Annotated in this window: 15 protein-coding genes and 2 pseudogenes; 8 read left to right on the top strand and 9 right to left on the bottom strand. The window is 61.7% G+C overall.

Annotated features, from left to right (window positions below; translation table 11 throughout):
* The first annotated feature begins 6 nt into the window (after positions 1-6).
* Together AC23D4_RS04100 and AC23D4_RS04095 are read left to right on the top strand one after the other, a co-directional pair.
* Complete coding sequence (locus tag AC23D4_RS04100; protein WP_472888012.1) at positions 7-171, top strand: hypothetical protein; 165 nt, start codon at positions 7-9, stop codon at positions 169-171.
* 238 nt (positions 172-409) lie between these two features.
* On the top strand, positions 410-1033 hold the full coding sequence (locus AC23D4_RS04095; RefSeq protein ID WP_472887904.1) for a tyrosine-type recombinase/integrase: 624 nt from the start codon (positions 410-412) through the stop codon (positions 1031-1033).
* Positions 1034-1213: 180 nt separating this feature from the next.
* On the opposite strand, the gene AC23D4_RS04090 is transcribed toward AC23D4_RS04095, so the two are convergent.
* The gene (locus AC23D4_RS04090; RefSeq protein ID WP_406560095.1) at positions 1214-2221 is read right to left on the bottom strand and encodes an SDR family oxidoreductase; all 1008 of its coding nucleotides are present in this window, start codon (positions 2219-2221) and stop codon (positions 1214-1216) included.
* Between the two features lie 96 nt (positions 2222-2317).
* Between AC23D4_RS04090 and AC23D4_RS04085 the strand changes: the two are divergent.
* A pseudogene (locus AC23D4_RS04085) lies at positions 2318-2509 on the top strand (helix-turn-helix domain-containing protein); the annotation flags it as partial.
* A 40-nt stretch (positions 2510-2549) separates the two neighbouring features.
* Here the strand turns inward: AC23D4_RS04085 and AC23D4_RS04080 are convergent.
* Positions 2550-3637 (bottom strand): IS3 family transposase gene (locus AC23D4_RS04080; RefSeq protein WP_472887725.1). Its coding sequence is split into 2 segments (ribosomal slippage): positions 2550-3385 and positions 3385-3637, totalling 1089 coding nucleotides; the frame shifts between segments, so codons are not numbered across the junction.
* 105 nt (positions 3638-3742) lie between these two features.
* Between AC23D4_RS04080 and AC23D4_RS04075 the strand changes: the two genes are divergently transcribed.
* On the top strand, positions 3743-4411 hold the full coding sequence (locus AC23D4_RS04075; RefSeq protein ID WP_487623694.1) for a LysR substrate-binding domain-containing protein: 669 nt from the start codon (positions 3743-3745) through the stop codon (positions 4409-4411).
* 126 nt (positions 4412-4537) lie between these two features.
* Here AC23D4_RS04075 and AC23D4_RS04070 read toward each other — a convergent pair whose 3' ends face one another.
* Positions 4538-6067, bottom strand: coding sequence for a catalase (locus tag AC23D4_RS04070; protein WP_406560094.1), 1530 nt, complete (start codon positions 6065-6067; stop codon positions 4538-4540).
* Between the two features lie 103 nt (positions 6068-6170).
* On the opposite strand from AC23D4_RS04070, the pseudogene AC23D4_RS04065 reads away from it, so the two are divergent.
* A pseudogene (locus AC23D4_RS04065) lies at positions 6171-6322 on the top strand (IS481 family transposase); the annotation flags it as partial.
* 307 nt (positions 6323-6629) lie between these two features.
* Here the strand turns inward: AC23D4_RS04065 and AC23D4_RS04060 are convergent.
* The 3 genes from AC23D4_RS04060 to guaB all read right to left on the bottom strand — a co-directional run bounded on the left by AC23D4_RS04060 (position 6630) and on the right by guaB (position 11499).
* A complete protein-coding gene (locus tag AC23D4_RS04060) occupies positions 6630-8036 on the bottom strand; it encodes a tyrosine-type recombinase/integrase (RefSeq protein WP_472887905.1) in 1407 nt (468 codons plus the stop codon).
* Positions 8037-8262: 226 nt separating this feature from the next.
* Complete coding sequence (guaA, locus tag AC23D4_RS04055) at positions 8263-9879, bottom strand: glutamine-hydrolyzing GMP synthase (protein WP_472887906.1); 1617 nt, start codon at positions 9877-9879, stop codon at positions 8263-8265.
* A 150-nt stretch (positions 9880-10029) separates the two neighbouring features.
* Complete coding sequence (gene guaB, locus AC23D4_RS04050) at positions 10030-11499, bottom strand: IMP dehydrogenase (RefSeq protein ID WP_472887907.1); 1470 nt, start codon at positions 11497-11499, stop codon at positions 10030-10032.
* Between the two features lie 293 nt (positions 11500-11792).
* Between guaB and AC23D4_RS04045 the strand changes: the two genes are divergently transcribed.
* Positions 11793-12230, top strand: a complete 438-nt coding sequence (locus AC23D4_RS04045; RefSeq protein WP_472887908.1) for a DUF4124 domain-containing protein — start codon at positions 11793-11795, stop codon at positions 12228-12230.
* A gap of 40 nt (positions 12231-12270) precedes the next feature.
* Here the strand turns inward: AC23D4_RS04045 and AC23D4_RS04040 are convergent, their stop codons facing one another.
* On the bottom strand, positions 12271-12600 hold the full coding sequence (locus AC23D4_RS04040; protein WP_472887909.1) for an RnfH family protein: 330 nt from the start codon (positions 12598-12600) through the stop codon (positions 12271-12273).
* Positions 12597-13040: a type II toxin-antitoxin system RatA family toxin gene (locus tag AC23D4_RS04035; protein ID WP_472887910.1), complete on the bottom strand. Its 444-nt coding sequence runs from the start codon at positions 13038-13040 to the stop codon at positions 12597-12599. Before AC23D4_RS04035 ends, AC23D4_RS04040 begins: the two co-directional genes overlap by 4 nt.
* Positions 13041-13143: 103 nt before the next feature.
* On the opposite strand from AC23D4_RS04035, the gene smpB reads away from it, so the two are divergent.
* Both smpB and AC23D4_RS04025 read left to right on the top strand, forming a co-directional pair.
* On the top strand, positions 13144-13638 hold the full coding sequence (gene smpB / locus AC23D4_RS04030; RefSeq protein ID WP_472887911.1) for an SsrA-binding protein SmpB: 495 nt from the start codon (positions 13144-13146) through the stop codon (positions 13636-13638).
* A gap of 51 nt (positions 13639-13689) precedes the next feature.
* Positions 13690-14940, top strand: coding sequence for a glycosyltransferase (locus tag AC23D4_RS04025; protein ID WP_472887912.1), 1251 nt, complete (start codon positions 13690-13692; stop codon positions 14938-14940).
* An 8-nt stretch (positions 14941-14948) separates the two neighbouring features.
* Here AC23D4_RS04025 and AC23D4_RS04020 read toward each other — a convergent pair whose 3' ends face one another.
* Positions 14949-16052 (bottom strand): enoyl-CoA hydratase/isomerase family protein, encoded by a 1104-nt coding sequence (locus AC23D4_RS04020; protein WP_472887913.1) that lies wholly within the window; start codon positions 16050-16052, stop codon positions 14949-14951.
* Between the last annotated feature and the right edge of the window lie 8 nt (positions 16053-16060).

The following is a 16060-nucleotide window of genomic DNA, read 5'->3' as shown; positions in this document are numbered from 1 at the left end:
CACAGCGTGCAAGTTCGCCAGCTCGCCACTGTGCACGCCCTGGTCCAGGCGTTCGCCGAGATCGAGCGCGACGCCGGCGACCGCGCCGCTGTTACGCGGCCAAGCCCCACCGGCCGCATGCAGCGGCGGGTGCCCAAGGACGGCCGCAGCGCCAACAGCGCCCAGCAATGATCGCCTGCTTGCGGAGGGGGGGGTCGATGTATTCATTCACTCTTCCCAGTAGAAAGGCACAGGATAGCTCGGGATGCTCGCCTCTGCGACTACCACCGTCCGGACCGGCCGATAGCCTTTGTTGGCCGATTCCTGAAATATAGCTTCTGCGCGCGAGCGTTCACCGGTCAAGGTGGGATGGCCGGATGCATACTGACAAGCGCATGATCTGAGACCCTCAACTCGATGGGAGACCATCATGGAAACCTCAGGCAATACAGTTCATCACGAACCGTGGAACAAGGGCAAGATCGTCGGGCAAAAGGCCCCCTTCAAGGTGAAGGACATTTGGGCTCTGCGTGTACGACTTCAAATGGAAGGTCGGGTCCGCGAGCTCGCACTCTTCAACCTCGGCATAGACAGCAAGCTTCGCGGATGCGACCTCGTCGCACTCAAGGTACGTGACGTGTCCCATGGTGATCAGGTGGCCACGCGCGCCATCGTCATGCAGCACAAGACCAAGCGCCCAGTCCAGTTCGAAATCACGGGAGTTACCCGAGAGGCCCTGCAGGCCTGGATCAAGCAAGCCGCGCTGAAATCAGATGACTTTCTGTTCCCCAGCCGGCTCCACGATTCGCCACATCTGGGGACTCGGCAGTACGCCCGGATTCTTGGGCGCTGGGTGTGTGACCTTGGCCTTGATCGTTCTGAATATGGGACCCACTCGATGCGAAGGACCAAGGCAACGTTGATCTATCGACGCACAAAAAACCTCCGAGCCGTGCAACTGCTGCTCGGCCACTCCAAGCTGGAATCGACCGTGCGGTACCTGGGCATCGAGGTCGACGATGCTCTTGAAATCTCAGAACAGACTGAGATCTGAGGTTTTCATGGGGGGCGGCCTTTGCTCCGGCGCTGGGGCGGCCGCCTTCAAAGGCAGCTATGTGGCGTCGAACAGGAGCAGATCTTTCGGCCAGAAGCTGTCGTCCGGTAGGTAGCTGTGAAAGGCAGTTCTAGGTTGATCACAGTCAATCAAGCACTGTGAAATTTGCGACAGATGTCGTTAGCCATCACTGTTGACGGTGCTTAACTTGCGCACAGGCGTCGTCTGCAAGCACCCCATACCTTCCAAGGCGGCCTCCACCGCCTCATCCAGCGGCGTATGCGGCTCATGCCCAAGCGTCGAGACCAGCTTGGCGTTGCTCATCTTTACCCGCGTGCTCCACAAATAGCGCATCTGACATAGCTCTCGCAGGGTCGGTACAAAGGGCGCAGCAAGCACGGTAAGCCACCAGGGGAAGGCTCTCACTTTGGGCTTGACTCCTCCGCGCTTGACTACCACGCGGCAGATCGCTTCCGCCAACTGGGTGCCGTCTGCGTCCCAATGACCGGCCATGTGGAAGGCGGCAAAGGGATCCAACGTGCTACGCAGCTGCAACAGCTCCACCATAGTGCGGGCTACGTCGGGTAGGTAAGACCACTGGTGGCCCATGCCGGGTGCGTTGGGCACACTAATAGACTTAACCGGCTGACCGGGCTTTAGCATGCCCTGCGAGAACCAGCTACTGCCCAGCTTGGGTCCGAAGAAGTCCCCCGCACGCACCAGGAGCACTCTGCAGTTCTGGCTGCTGGCCTGCTTCAGACGCTGCTCCATCTCCACACGTATGCTTCCCTTCCGGGTGATGGGCTGCTGCGGTGAATCCTCATGTAACGTGGGAAAGGAGCTGGGACCGTAGTTGTAGACTGTGCCAGGCAGCACGATAGTAGCTCCGTTAGCATGCGCGGCGGCGATGGTGTTGTCCAGCATGGGCAGTACCAGCTCACCCCAACGACGATAACCGGGTGGGTTGACTGCGTGCACTATGACGGAACAGCCTTCTGCTGCTGCCAGCACGTCCTCGCGGTTCATGGCGTCGCCGCGAATCCAGACCATGCCGTCGCGCCGCTCAATTTGCTGCTCACCGCTTCGGCGCAATGCACGCACTGTCCAGCCAGCATCGCGTAATTGCCGAGCCATTTCGCCACCAATGCCGCCGGTGGCTCCTAGAACCAAGGCCGTGTTGCTTTCCATTCATTACCCCCGGATGTGTTGCGATGGCAAGGAGTTTCTAGCGGGCACTGCTATTAAGCAATTGACCAAGATGTGATAGTCGCCATACATTTTCGTATGACCATCAACAACACCGATATTGGCTGGGAGCTGTATCGCACCTTTTTGGGCGTACTGGAAGAGGGCTCGCTGTCCGGTGCAGCGCGCTCCATGGGAATTGCCCAGCCCACCGTGGGGCGGCATGTCGACGCACTGGAAACAGCATTGGGCGTGACGCTGTTTACCCGTTCGCAAACGGGGCTACTACCGGTAATCCCCCCAATTTCCACAGTCCGCAGAAGTAGAACGGTTATGCAGCCATGGCCAGATGCTGCTTTGGGGTGAATCCGCCCAGGGCCATGTTCGGGCGGTCGTGATTGTAGGACCACATCCATTGCGTGGCGAAGTCCTGAACCTCTTCAAGGCTTGACCAGTGATACTGGGATAACCATTCGTATCGCACCGTCCGGTTGAACCGCTCAACGTAGGCGTTTTGCTGCGGCTTACCAGGCTGGATGTATTCGATCTGGATGCCCCATTCACTGGCCCAGTTCTGAATGGTGCCGCTGATGTTCTCCGGCCCGTTGTCGCAACGAATCACCAGCGGCTTGCCTCGCCAGGCAATGATCTGCTTCAGCGCCCGGATCACCCGCTCACTGGGCAGCGAGAAGTCCACCTCAATGCCAAGCGCCTCACGGTTGAAGTCGTCGATCACGTTGAACAAGCGCAGATTCCTGCCGTCCTCCAGCCTGTCGTGCATGAAGTCCATGGACCAGACCTGATTGATAGCCTGCGGCACGGCCAATGGTTGCGGCTTCTCCCGCATCAGCCGCTTGCGTGGCTTGATGCGCAGGTTGAGCTCCAGCTCGCGGTAAATGCGGTAGACCCGTTTGTGGTTCCAGCCAAAATTCTTCACGTTGCGCAGGTACAGGTAGCACAGGCCGAATCCCCAGTTGCGGTGGTTGTCCGTCAGGCGCATCAGCCAGTTGGCAATCTCCTCGTTCTCGGCGTTTTGTTTGCACTCGTAGCGGTAGCAGGATTCACTGATCGAGAACACCGCACAGGCGACTCGTATGGCGACGGCACGCTGCTGCACGACTTCCTTGGCCATCTCGCGCCGACGAGATGGCCGTGTTACTTTTTTGCGAGGTACTCGTTGGCGATTTCAGCCTTGAGCTTCTCCTCCAGATACATCTTCCTGAGGCGCCGGTTCTCGTCTTCAAGCTCCTTCATGCGGGCCATCATGGAGGTGTCCATACCGCCGAACTTGGCACGCCACTTGTAAAAAGTAGCGGTACTGATCCCCACCTCCCGGCAGATCTCTGGCACCGCCAGACCGGCCTCAACTCGCTTCAAGGCAGCCATGATCTGGCTGTCGGTAAATCTCGACTTCTTCACGTAGAACTTCCTTCTTGGAAAATTCTACTTCTGGGAACTTTGGTTTTTCGGGGGGATTACCTACCCACCGAGGCGGCGCTAGCGCTGCAGCCGTTTGCCCTGACCATGTACAGCGCTGCCGCTGCGCTGAAGCGCGCGGCCGAAAGCCAAGGCTCAGGTATCCAAGGCACAGTGCGAGTTACGGCCAGCGAGGTGATAGGGCAAGAGGTATTACCACCTATCCTGGCGAAACTGCAGGACACACACCCGGACCTGACGGTAGAACTGGTGCTGACCAACAGGGTGCAGGACCTCCTGCAGCGCGAAGCCGACATCGCCGTGCGCATGACACAGCCCAGACAGGAGCAACTAATTGCCCGATGCGTTGGAGTGATGCCACTTGGCTTTCATGCGCACAAACGCTATCTGGACAAGCACGGGACTCCCAGCTCTCTGGCTGATCTGGCTCAGCACGCGCTGATTGGCTTTGATGAAGAGACGCCGTTCGTGCGTGCCGCACGCAAGGCATTCCCAATCTGGAACCGCGAAAACTTTGCGGTGCGTACCGACAACGACATGGCACAGATTGCGCTGATCCGAGCTGGCTGCGGTATTGGCGTGTGCCAAATGCATATAGCGGCGCGCGACCTGAATCTGGTGAACATATTGCCTGGCAGCATTCCGCTGAGCCTGGAGACCTGGCTCACCATGCACGAAGATCTGCGCAATAACCCGAGCTGCAAGGTGACATTTGATGCACTGTTGAAGGGGCTACAAGACTACGTGACTCCCTAGCAAGTCGACATCGATCTGACCAGATGAGGTTGCTTGCCAATGACTGAAGAACCTGACTTAGTTGACGGTGTGAGAAAAGAGCCTTGGCGTCTACCAAGGCTCTTTTTCATATTTCCGGCGCTTTTACTACGCAGGCAGGGCGACCAGTGGGTTTCCGTACATAGGGTCATCCTTTTTTGAGGCCAGTGCCTTTTCAAGGTTGATGCCCAGGGCCTTGGCTACGCCTGCACCGTATGCAGGGTCTGCGGCGTGGCAATTGCGGATGTGACGGAACTTGATGAACTCTGGAGCGTCGCCCATGGCTCTGCCGGTGTTGCCAAAAAGCGCTTCCTTCTGACCGTCGTTCATTAGACGGAACAACTTGCCAGGTTGCTCGAAGTAGTTGTGGTCATCTTTGTCGTAGCTCCAGTGGGCTGCATTGCCGGTGAGCTTGAGCGGCGGCTCCGAGAACTGCGGCTGGCCCTGCCATTGGCCAAAGCTGTTGGGTTCGTAGTGCGGCAAAGCACCATAGTTGCCATCGACCCGCCCCTGACCATCGCGGTGGTTGCTGTGCACTGGGCAGCGAGCCTGATTGACAGGGATCTGGTGGTAATTTACGCCCAGTCGATAGCGCTGAGCATCGGCGTAGTTGAAAAGGCGTGCTTGCAGCATACGGTCCGGACTGACACCGATACCAGGTACCAGATTGCTAGGGGAAAAGGCCACCTGTTCAACGTCGGCGAAAAAGTTCTCGGAGTTTTTGTTCAGCTCGAACTCACCAACTTCGATGAGCGGATAGTCGCCCTTGTACCAGACCTTGGTCAGATCGAACGGATGCAAGGCGTACTTCTCCGCATCAGCCTCTGGCATGACCTGAATAAACATCGTCCACTTGGGATATTCGCCACGTTCGATGGCTTCATACAGATCGCGCTGATGGGTTTCACGATCCTGGGCGACCAATTCGCCGGCCTCTGCATCGGTAAGGTTCTTGATGCCCTGCTGGGTCCGGAAATGCATCTTGACCCAGAAACGCTCGCCGGCCTGGTTCCAGAGGCTGTAGGTGTGCGAGCTGAAACCGTGCATATGACGGTAGCTGGCAGGGATGCCGCGATCGCTCATGACGACAGTGACTTGGTGCAGAGCTTCGGGCAGAAGCGTCCAGTAATCCCAATTGTTGGTGGCGCTGCGCAAGTTTGTGCGAGGGTCGCGTTTGACGGCCTTATTCAGATCAGGGAACTGGCGAGGATCGCGGATGAAGAACACCGGAGTGTTATTGCCCACCATGTCCCAGTTTCCCTCTTCGGTATAGAACTTCAGAGCAAAACCACGGATATCGCGCTCGGCATCGGCCGCACCGCGCTCCCCAGCTACCGTAGTGAAGCGGGCAAACATCTCCGTCTTCTTTCCTACCTCGCTGAAAATCTTAGCGCGGGTGTACTTGGTGATGTCGTGCGTGACCGTGAATGTGCCGAAGGCACCCGATCCCTTGGCGTGCATGCGGCGCTCTGGGATGACCTCGCGCACAAAACCGGCCAGCTTTTCATTCAGCCAGACATCCTGAGCCAATAAGGGGCCGCGAGGACCTGCAGTGAGGCTGTCGCGGTTAGTGACCACGGGGGCGCCGAAGTCAGTAGTCATGTGGGTTACGGGGCACTTTTTGGTGTCGTCGCTCATGAATTTCTCCTAATTGGTTGTGGGGCCATCAACGACTATAGGCTAGTTGTTTGATCGCAAGTTTTGATGGTGCAATCTTTTACCTTGAATAGAAGAAAGCATTATGGGCCAGGTTCTGCACGGAAGTGCCACAACGACAAAGGTTGTCCGTCGATCAATACAAAATAGTCAACGCTTTCTGCGCGCCATGAAATCAACCTGAAAACGATAGTGAGGTGGAAGAAACGGACCCCGATCACAGGTCGGCCTATAGGGTCGCATGACTGCTTAGGGTCGCGAGCGTGAGTTCGGCCCTTCGAGCAGCTGACATTCGACCGCGAGTTGGCTGAGCCATCTGCGGCCAGCCACGCTGGATGACTGCAGCCCCTTCGATACCTGTCATTGATGCCGCCGTGCTGCCGGGTGAGCCGATGACGGCTTCGTGCCAGGCACCGTGAACCCAACTCCCGGGCGCGACCGGCTCCAAACGCTGCAAAGCGGTATCTGGAGCGCAAAAGGCGCTTCATGCTGGGTCCAGACAGACGCGCCGAGCAACGAAAACTACACAGGGTGTTGCTTCAGCCTACAAGTTCATGCCTTCTGCGTCGTTCGCCGCCGCATCGATCTTCGCCTTCCCCCTGACGATGATCTCCCTCGCGGAATCACCACGCATCCAGCAGTCCACCATGTCCGCCCAGACTTGCATGAGGGCCCGCCGAGGCCCGGACAACCGAGCATGGTTGTAGGCGGCAGCGACTTGGTCCTTTCTCTGGTGGGCCAGGCAGGCTTCCACCAATGCTTCCGGGAAGAGCGCGTCGTTGAGGCGTGACGAGAACGTTCGGCGCAGGTCGTGCACGGAGACTGGCAGAAACAGCTCCTGACTGGGTGTTCGATCCTTGTTGATCCGGTCCACCGAAGCGGCGATCGTCCGGTTCAGCGTGGCTTGGCTGATCGGCTCGGCGGAGTCATACCGGCTTGGATGGAGAAAGTTGCTCGACGGAAAGCAGGTTCGAAGCGTTGTCAAAATGTCCAGGGCCTGCTCTGCCAGATACACCGTATGCGGCTTGCCTGCCTTCATCCTTGCGGCGGGGATCAGCCACTGGGCCCGTTCCCAGTCCACTTCCGCCCAGGTGGCCCCGATGAACTCACCTTTGCGCACACCCGTCAGCAGCAAGAACCTGACGGCCAGCCGCAGTGTCGGGGCAGTGCCCGTCATCTCCAGTCCGTCGAGCAAGGTCTTGATTTCGTGGCGGCTCAGGTTGCGCTCACGCGGGACAAACGTCGCGTAGGCCTTCCGAGCGAGCGCTTCCGCCGGATTGGCGATGTCGACGCCCTTGCCATTGGCGAACCGGTAGATCTGCAACACCAGTTCCCTGGCGTGCACGGCAGGACCTGGGCCTCGTTCAGTCTTGACGCGGTCGAGCAACTCACCCAGCGCGACCGGCTTGATTTCATCGAGGTTCAACTTCCCGAACGGGCCGGCCAGGATGCGGTCGTAGATCGAACGCCGCAAAGCCAGAGTGCTGTCGGCCAGGCGCTCGGCGCCGCTCTTGGTGTCGGACTTGAACTCAAAGTACCGCTTCGCCCAGCGCCCGAAATTCATGGCGTCGGCGACTTCGCTGCGCTGCTCGACCTTGGCCCGGGCGGGTGATCGCCCGGAACTGACATCGACACGCGCCCGAGCCAGCAGGAGGCGCGCCTCCTCCAGTGTCACATCCATGCCGTAGGCCAGGTGAGATCGCTGAGCATGGCGGGCCACCGGTTCATGGCGTCCGATGGTCAGCGTCTCGCGTCGGCCGCTCAATCGGTAGTCGTAGCGGAAGGACCTGCTGCCACTGGGCGAGACGACGACGTAGAGACCGTTGCCTCCGTCGCTGACCTTGTAGGCCCTCTCGCCCGGCAGTAGTTCTCGCAGTTTGATTTCCGTCAATCCGTGGCGCGTTCTCGCGCTTACCAGCCCAACCCGCGCCCGTTCCATCGAGGTGTTCATGAGGTCTCCGATCCGTTGCATTTCGCAGGACCGAAATACCGTCATGGGGTCTGACGGTATCGCTGCAGGCCTGCCAGCTTAGGTGTCCGGATACCGTCAAGTCAACCGTCAGAACGCCTGGGACGCCCTGGGATTCGATGGGACGTCGCGGGACGCTAAGTCCTTGTCCCTAAAGGGAAATCGGGTTTTCCTGGGATGTTCCGAAACACCTTGGGACGATCTTGGCTCATTCCCACTCGATCGTCGCTGGCGGCTTGGAGCTCACGTCGTAGGTCACACGGTTGATGCCGCGTACTTCGTTGATGATCCGGCTCGACACCTTTTTCAGCAAGGCATACGGCAGCTCGGCCCAGTCGGCGGTCATGAAGTCGCTGGTCTGCACGGCGCGCAGCGCCACCACGTAGTCGTAGGTGCGGCCGTCGCCCATCACACCCACGCTCTTGACCGGCAGGAACACGGTGAAGGCCTGACTCGTGAGGTCGTACCAGCTCTTGCCGCTGGGGTGGTCGATGGTGGAACGCAGCTCTTCGATGAAGATGGCGTCGGCCCGGCGCAGCAGGTCGGCGTACTCCTTCTTCACCTCGCCCAGGATGCGCACGCCCAGGCCCGGCCCCGGGAAGGGGTGGCGGTAGACCATGTCATGCGGCAGGCCGAGCGCCACGCCGAGTTCGCGCACCTCGTCCTTGAACAGATCACGCAGCGGTTCCAGCAACTTCAGGCCCAGCTGCTCGGGCAGGCCACCCACGTTGTGGTGGCTCTTGATGGTGACGGCCTTCTTGCTCTTGGCGCCACCGGATTCGATCACATCCGGGTAAATTGTGCCTTGTGCCAACCACTTGGCACCTTTTGTTGATGCACCACTTGAAATGAGTTTGGCCGCCTCGGCCTTGAAAACCTCGACGAATTCGCGGCCGATGATCTTGCGTTTGGCTTCCGGATCGCTCACCCCGGCCAGGTGGCCGAGGAACTGGTCGGCGGCGTCCACGCGGATCACTTTGGCGTGAAGCTTGCCGACGAACATGTCCATCACCATGTCGCCCTCGTTCAGGCGCAGCAGGCCGTGATCAACGAACACGCAGGTGAGTTGGTCGCCGATGGCGCGGTGGATCAGTGCCGCGGCCACCGACGAATCCACGCCACCGGAAAGGCCCAGGATGACCTCTTCGTCGCCCACCTGGTCGCGGATCTTCTGCACCGCTTCTTCGATGTGGTCGCGCATCACCCAGTCGGCCCGCGTGGCGCAGATGTCGAGCACGAAGCGCTCCAGCAGCGCCCTGCCCTGCACCGTGTGCGTCACTTCGGGGTGGAACTGCACGGCGTAGTAGCCGCGATCCACATCGGCCATGCCGGCGATGGGGCAGCTGTCGGTGCTGGCCATGAGCTTGAATCCCGCAGGCATCTCGGTGACCTTGTCGCCGTGGCTCATCCACACCTTGAGCATGCCGTGGCCTTCCGGGGTGTGGAAGTCGGCGATGTCTTTCAGCAACGGTGTGTGGCCACGCGCGCGTACTTCGGCGTAGCCAAACTCGCGCGTGGTGCCCGCCTCGACCTTGCCGCCCAGTTGCTGCGCCATGGTCTGCATGCCGTAGCAAATGCCCAGCACCGGCACGCCCAGTTCAAACACCGCATCGGGCGCCTTGTCGTCCACCTCGTAGACGCTGGCGTGGCTGCCGGAGAGGATCACGCCCTTGAGCTGGCCGTCGGCGGCGAACTCGCGCACCCATTCGCTGCTCACGTCGCAAGGATGCACCTCGCAGTACACATGCGCCTCGCGCACGCGGCGGGCGATGAGCTGGGTGACCTGGGAACCAAAATCAAGAATGAGGATTTTCTGGTGTTGCATGGCGGACGGTGGACTTCAGAAAAACAAAGGTCGCCCTGAAGACGACCCGTGGTGGCGAGAGGCTGCTCCAACCCAGGGCAGCGCGGAACCGGCTTCGCCGGGCCGCCAGTGCCGCCCCTTGGGGGTGACGCCGCAGGCGGCGCGGGGGGGTCATTCAGCTCTGTAGTTCGGGGCTTCCTTGGTGATCTGCACGTCGTGCACATGGCTCTCGCGGATGCCGGCCGAGGTGATCTCGACGAACTCTGCCTTGTGCCGCATGTGCTCGATGGTCGGGCAACCGCAGTAGCCCATGGAAGCGCGCAGGCCGCCAGACATCTGGTAAATGATGGACACGACCGAGCCCTTGTAGGGCACGCGGCCTTCGATGCCTTCAGGCACCAGCTTGTCGGCATTGGGGTTGCCGGTGCTGCTCTCCTGGAAATAGCGGTCGGCGCTGCCCTGCTGCATGGCACCGATGGACCCCATGCCGCGGTAGCTCTTGTAGCTGCGGCCCTGGAACAACACGATCTCGCCCGGGGCTTCTTCGGTGCCGGCGAACATGCCACCCATCATCACGGTGTTGGCGCCGGCTGCGATGGCCTTGGCGATGTCACCGCTGTAGCGGATACCGCCGTCGGCGATCATGGGCACGCCGGTGCCCTGCAGGGCGGTGGCCACGTTGTCGATGGCCATGATCTGGGGCACGCCCACGCCGGCCACGATACGTGTGGTGCAGATCGAGCCCGGGCCGATGCCGACCTTGACGCCGTCAGCACCGGCTTCCACCAGCGCCATGGCCGCACCGCCGGTGGCGATGTTGCCACCGATCACGTCCACCTGCGGGTAGTTCTGCTTGACCCAGCGCACGCGGTCGATCACACCCTTGCTGTGGCCATGGGCGGTGTCCACCACGATGGCGTCCACACCGGCTTTCACCAGGGCTTCCACGCGTTCTTCGGTACCCTCGCCCACACCCACCGCGGCGCCCACGCGCAGACGGCCCGCAGCATCGCGCGCGGCGCTGGGGAAGTTGAGCTGCTTGGTGATGTCCTTCACCGTGATCAGGCCCTTGAGCTCAAAGTTGTCGTTCACGAGCAGCAGGCGTTCCAGCTTGTGCTTGTTGAGCAGGGTCTTGGCCTCGGCCGGTGTGGTGCCGTCGGGCATGGTGATCAGGCGCTCGCGCGGCGTCATGATCTCGCTGACCGGCAGGTCGTAGCGGGTTTCAAAGCGCAGGTCGCGGCCGGTAACGATGCCGACCACGCGGCCTGCCTCCAGCACCGGGAAGCCCGAAATGCCCAGGTCGTCGGACAGCTTCATGACCTCACGGATCGTGGTCTGCGGCGTGATGACCACCGGATCGCGCAGAACGCCCGACTCGTAACGTTTGACCTTGGCCACATGGGCGGCCTGCTCGGCTGGGGTGAGGTTTTTGTGGATGATGCCGATGCCGCCTTCCTGGGCAATGGCAATCGCCAGCCGGGCCTCGGTCACGGTGTCCATCGCAGCCGAGACCAAGGGCAGGTTCAGCTTGATGTTGCGGGAGAACTGGGTGGCGAGGGAGGTGTCCTTGGGAAGGACCTGGGAGTACGCTGGCACCAACAAGACATCGTCGAAGGTGAGCGCTTTGCCGAGTAGGCGCATGGGGTAAAGCTCCAAAAACACTATTGTATCCGGGCGCCCAGTGCCGTTGCGGAGTGCCCATGCCTTCCCGTGCAGCGTATGAGCGAAGCAAAAATGCCTCTGCGAATCAACTCTGGCACCGGCGCGGCAGGCCAGACGCCCTAGGCGCCGGATGGAAACGTTAAACTGGATGGATGGAACTCTCAACCTTTTCCCTGGCCGGTTACCTCAAGTTCGCGCTCGGCGCGTTGACTGTTTTGGCCTGCAGCAGCGCCCCCGCCCAATGGCTGTGGATTGATTCTGCCGGCAACAAGGTGTTCAGCGACACCGCCCCGGCGCCCGGGGTGCCTGACAAGAACATTCTGAAGCGGCCCGGCTTGCGCAGCGCCCCCGCAACGGTGGAAACTGAAACGCCGGTTGGGGCACCCCAGGCGGCCGCGCCCTTGAGCCCACCCAAACCCAGTGGGCGCGACGCGGCGCTGGAAGCGAAGAAAAAGCAGGCCGAAGAAGCCGAACTGGCGAAACAGAAAGCAGAGGCCGAAAAAATGGCCAAGGCACGGGCAGAAAACTGCGATCGAGCACGGCGTGCCAAAGCGACACTGGATTCGGGCGTTCGTGTGGCGACCACCAACGCCAAGGGTGAACGCGAGATCATGGACGACCAGGCTCGGGCGGCCGAAACCCAAAGGCTCAGCGAGATCATCCGCACCGATTGTGGCCCGGCTCCCCAGGCCCAAACCCAAGCCCAGTAAGACCACTGTCCGAGGGATGGATTCATCCCTCCAAGGACGATCAGTAGCCCGCTTTGGAGCCCGGCCGGCGCCGGGCAAACAAGCCTGCCCCGCGGGCACCCTGCCCCACAAAACGCTCCCTGCGTGCCACCTTCGGGTCCACCCGGAGAGCGCGGTACACCTCCACCCGATCACCCTCCCGCAGCACCGTGGACGGCGTGGCTTTGTGCCCCCAGATACCCAGAGCCAGCGGCTCATTCCGTATTTCCGGAAAAAGACTCAGCCAGCCGCTTTCCGTCAGCGCCTGGGCGACGCTGCAGCCTTCGGCAACCTGCAACACCCGTTCATGCACCGTGCGCGGCGCACTGGCGTAGACCAGCGTGACGTTCATGCGCCGTACACCGCGTCGGCGCGCTTCACGAAGGCATCCACCAGATTGCCCGCGATCTTGTCAAACACGGGCCCCACCAGCTTGGCCAGTGTGTTGCTGGAGAACCCGTAGGTCAGACGGAACTCCACCTTGCAGGCCCGCTCCGTACCGTCACCCAGGGGCGTGAAATCCCAGCAGCCTTCCAGATGCGAAAACGGTCCATCCACCAGCTCCATCAGCACCTGGCGGTCGTCCACGTGGGTGTTGCGGGTCGTGAAACTGTGGCGCAGGCCGCTGATGGACATGCCCACTTTGGCCACCATGCCCTCTTCGCCGCGTTCAACCACTTCGCCGTGGTCGCACCAGGGCAAAAACTGCGGATAGTGGTGCACATCGGTCACCAGCGCGAACATCTCGTGGGCGCTGTGCCAGAGCAAAACAGACTTTTGAATCGTTTTCATACAATCAGGCGGGCATTTCAGGCAAGCCGCCAACAATGACATGCCGCCCGGCAGCTTCTTCGCTGCCATTGTATTGGCCAGAAACGGCCGCAACTGACACTCCATGGCCACCAAACCCAGTAAAAGCGCGTCCACCAAGGGCGTCGACAGCCGCATTGCCGACAACAAAAAGGCGCTGTTCAACTACGCGATTGAAGAGCGTTTCGAGGCCGGCATGGTGCTTGAAGGCTGGGAGGTCAAAGCGCTGCGCGAGGGCAAGGTGCAGCTGACCGATGGCTATGTCGTCATCCGCGAAGGCGAACTGTTCCTGATCGGCTGCCAGATCAACCCGCTCAACACGGCTTCGACCCACGTCAGCCCGGACTCGGTGCGCACCAAAAAGCTGCTGCTGCACCGCGACCAGATCAGCCGCCTCATCGGCAAGATCGAGCAGAAGGGCTACACCCTGGTGCCGCTCAACCTGCACTGGAAAAACGGCAAGGTGAAGTGTGAAATGGCGCTGGCCAAGGGCAAGGCCGAGCACGACAAGCGCGACACCATCAAGGAGCGCGAAGGCAAGCGCGAGGTCGAGCGGGCCATGAAGAGCCGCAGCCGCTGACCTGGGCTGTCGAGCAATGGGAATACCGATGGAAGCAGGAGGAAGGCGTCTTTGAAATACCTGTTCATCCACCAGAACTTTCCAGGCCAGTTCCGTCACCTGGCGCCTGCGTTGTCGGCGCAACCGGGCAACCAGGTGGTGGCGCTGATGGTGCAGCCGAAGGGCGAGCCGCAGACCTGGCGCGGGGTGCGGGTGCTGCCCTACCCGCTTCAGGGCGCCAACACACCGGGGCTGCACCCCTGGCTGGTCGATATCGAAACCAAGACGTTGCGGGCCACGGCCTGCTGGCAGGCGGCGCGATCACTGCGCAACCAGGGCTTTGTGCCCGACGTGATCGTGGCACACCCTGGATGGGGTGAACCGCTGTTCGTGAAGCAGGTCTGGCCTCGGGCCCGGCTGGGGTTGTACGCCGAGTTTTTCTACCAGCTCGACGGCGCCGATGTGGGCTTCGACCCCGAGTTCGAACCACCCGATCCGCAAGCCGATGCCTGCCGCCTGCAGATGAAGAACCTCAACAACCTGGCCCACCTGGACCAGGCGGACGGGGCACTGAGCCCGACGCACTGGCAAGCCAGCACCTTTCCCCCGGCCTGGCGCGACCGCATCTGCGTGGCGCACGACGGCATTGACACCGATGTGCTGTGCCCCGACCCCGATGTGCGTTTTCCGTTGCCGAACGGTGCGCGGGCGCTGACCCGTGACGACGAGGTGATCACCTATGTGGCGCGGAATCTGGAACCCTATCGCGGCGTTCATGTGCTCATGAGGGCCTTGCCCGCCTTGTTGCGCGAGCGACCGAACGCGCAGGTGCTGCTGGTGGGCGGCGAAGAGACGGGCTATGGGGCCGCTGCACCTGCCGGGCGCACCTGGCGCGAGGTGTTCTGCAGCGAAGTGCAGGACCAGATGCCTGCATCGGATTGGGCCCGGGTGCACTTTCTCGGACGGCTGGAACGCGAGGCGTTCACCCGGCTGCTGCAGGTGTCGCGGGTGCATGTGTACCTGAGCTACCCTTTTGTGCTGAGCTGGAGCCTGCTCGAGGCCATGAGCGTGGGCGCCGCGATCGTGGCGAGCGATACCGCGCCGGTGCGCGAGGTGATCACGCCGGGTGAAACCGGGAGACTCGTGGATTTTTTCGACCGGGCGGGGCTGGTGCGATCCATTGGCGCGCTGCTGGACGACGCCAGCGAACGCCAGCGGCTGGGCGCCGCGGCGCGTGCCTTCGCCCAGTCACACTACGATCTCGGCCGCGTGTGCCTGCCGCAACAGCTGGCCTGGGTGCAGAGTCTGTCGGCCGGTCTCTGACGATCCGATCAGCTCAGGGACCGCAGCGGATGCGCGTGCGCAGGCCAGGGGCTGACGAAGAACGGCTCAACCATCTCGGGTGTCACCGCGTCAACGCGTGCGGGGTTCCAGCGCGGAGCGTGGTCCTTGTCCACCGCCAGCGCGCGGATGCCCTCCACCGTTTCACTCGCCGCGCCGGGGCGCAACTGGAAACAATGGCGCACCATGTCGCGCTCCATGCGCAAGGCGTCGGCCAGGCCCATGCGACGGGCCCGGCGCACCTGCTCCAGCACCACGTGCAGCATCAGCGGCGAGCGCTTGTTCAACACCGCCAGTGTCTGTGCCGCCCAGTCGCCAGGGGTCGTGGCCAGCGCTGACACGATCGCCCCCACGCTGTCCAGCGAAAACACCCGGTCGATCTCTGCCAGCGGCCAGGTGACGCGCGTGAAGACCTTTTGTTCGTGGTTGCGGCACCAGCGCTCGACGGCCTCGCCGCTTTCAAACGGCGTCTGGCCCAGCGTTTCCCACAAGCCGGTCAGGCGGCCGCTGTCCATCAAGGCATCGGCCAGGCCCATGGTCATGGCCTCGGTACCACCCAGTGCGTGTCCCGTGAGCCCGAGGTATTCCCCCAGGCGACCGGGGCAACGGCTCAGGAAATAGCCGCCCCCCACGTCGGGAAACAGGCCGATACCGGTTTCGGGCATGGCCAGTTTGCTGCGCTCGGTGACGATGCGCAGGCTGGCCCCCTGGCTGATGCCCATGCCACCCCCCATGACGATGCCGTCCATGAACGCGATATAGGGCTTGGCGTAGGTGTGGACCAGGTGGTTGAGCGCGTACTCCTCGGTGAAGAAGTCCTCCAGCTCGGGGTTGCCGGCCAGCGCTGCCTGATGGAAGAACCGGATGTCGCCGCCCGCACAGAAAGCACCGAACGGGCCTTCCTTGCCCATGCCGCGCACCACCACGGCCAGCACATGGGTGTCGTCGCGCCAGGCGATCAGGGCGGCGGTGATGTCGCGGATCATGCCCAGCGACAGGGCGTTGAGCGCCCTGGGCCGGTTCAGCGTGATGCAGCCGACGCGGCCGCGGACTTCGGCCACGACCTGGGTTTCGGAATGGGGCGTTTTGGTCATGGAAATGA

This window comes from Hydrogenophaga sp. L76, from assembly GCF_057654755.1.
Note: the sequence above shows the minus strand (reverse complement) of the source record. Positions and strands in the feature narration are given on the sequence as shown.

Excerpts from the sequence above, each read along its gene's own strand:
- smpB (WP_472887911.1), top strand. The coding sequence starts at position 13,144 with ATGGCCACCAAACCCAGTAAAAGCGCGTCCACCAAGGGCGTCGACAGC.
- guaA (WP_472887906.1), bottom strand. The coding sequence starts at position 9,879 with ATGCAACACCAGAAAATCCTCATTCTTGATTTTGGTTCCCAGGTCACC.
- guaB (WP_472887907.1), bottom strand. The coding sequence starts at position 11,499 with ATGCGCCTACTCGGCAAAGCGCTCACCTTCGACGATGTCTTGTTGGTG.
- AC23D4_RS04095 (WP_472887904.1), top strand. The coding sequence starts at position 410 with ATGGAAACCTCAGGCAATACAGTTCATCACGAACCGTGGAACAAGGGC.
- AC23D4_RS04040 (WP_472887909.1), bottom strand. The coding sequence starts at position 12,600 with ATGAACGTCACGCTGGTCTACGCCAGTGCGCCGCGCACGGTGCATGAA.
- AC23D4_RS04035 (WP_472887910.1), bottom strand. The coding sequence starts at position 13,040 with ATGAAAACGATTCAAAAGTCTGTTTTGCTCTGGCACAGCGCCCACGAG.
- AC23D4_RS04020 (WP_472887913.1), bottom strand. The coding sequence starts at position 16,052 with ATGACCAAAACGCCCCATTCCGAAACCCAGGTCGTGGCCGAAGTCCGC.
- AC23D4_RS04070 (WP_406560094.1), bottom strand. The coding sequence starts at position 6,067 with ATGAGCGACGACACCAAAAAGTGCCCCGTAACCCACATGACTACTGAC.
- AC23D4_RS04090 (WP_406560095.1), bottom strand. The coding sequence starts at position 2,221 with ATGGAAAGCAACACGGCCTTGGTTCTAGGAGCCACCGGCGGCATTGGT.
- AC23D4_RS04060 (WP_472887905.1), bottom strand. The coding sequence starts at position 8,036 with ATGAACACCTCGATGGAACGGGCGCGGGTTGGGCTGGTAAGCGCGAGA.
- AC23D4_RS04075 (WP_487623694.1), top strand. The coding sequence starts at position 3,743 with ATGTACAGCGCTGCCGCTGCGCTGAAGCGCGCGGCCGAAAGCCAAGGC.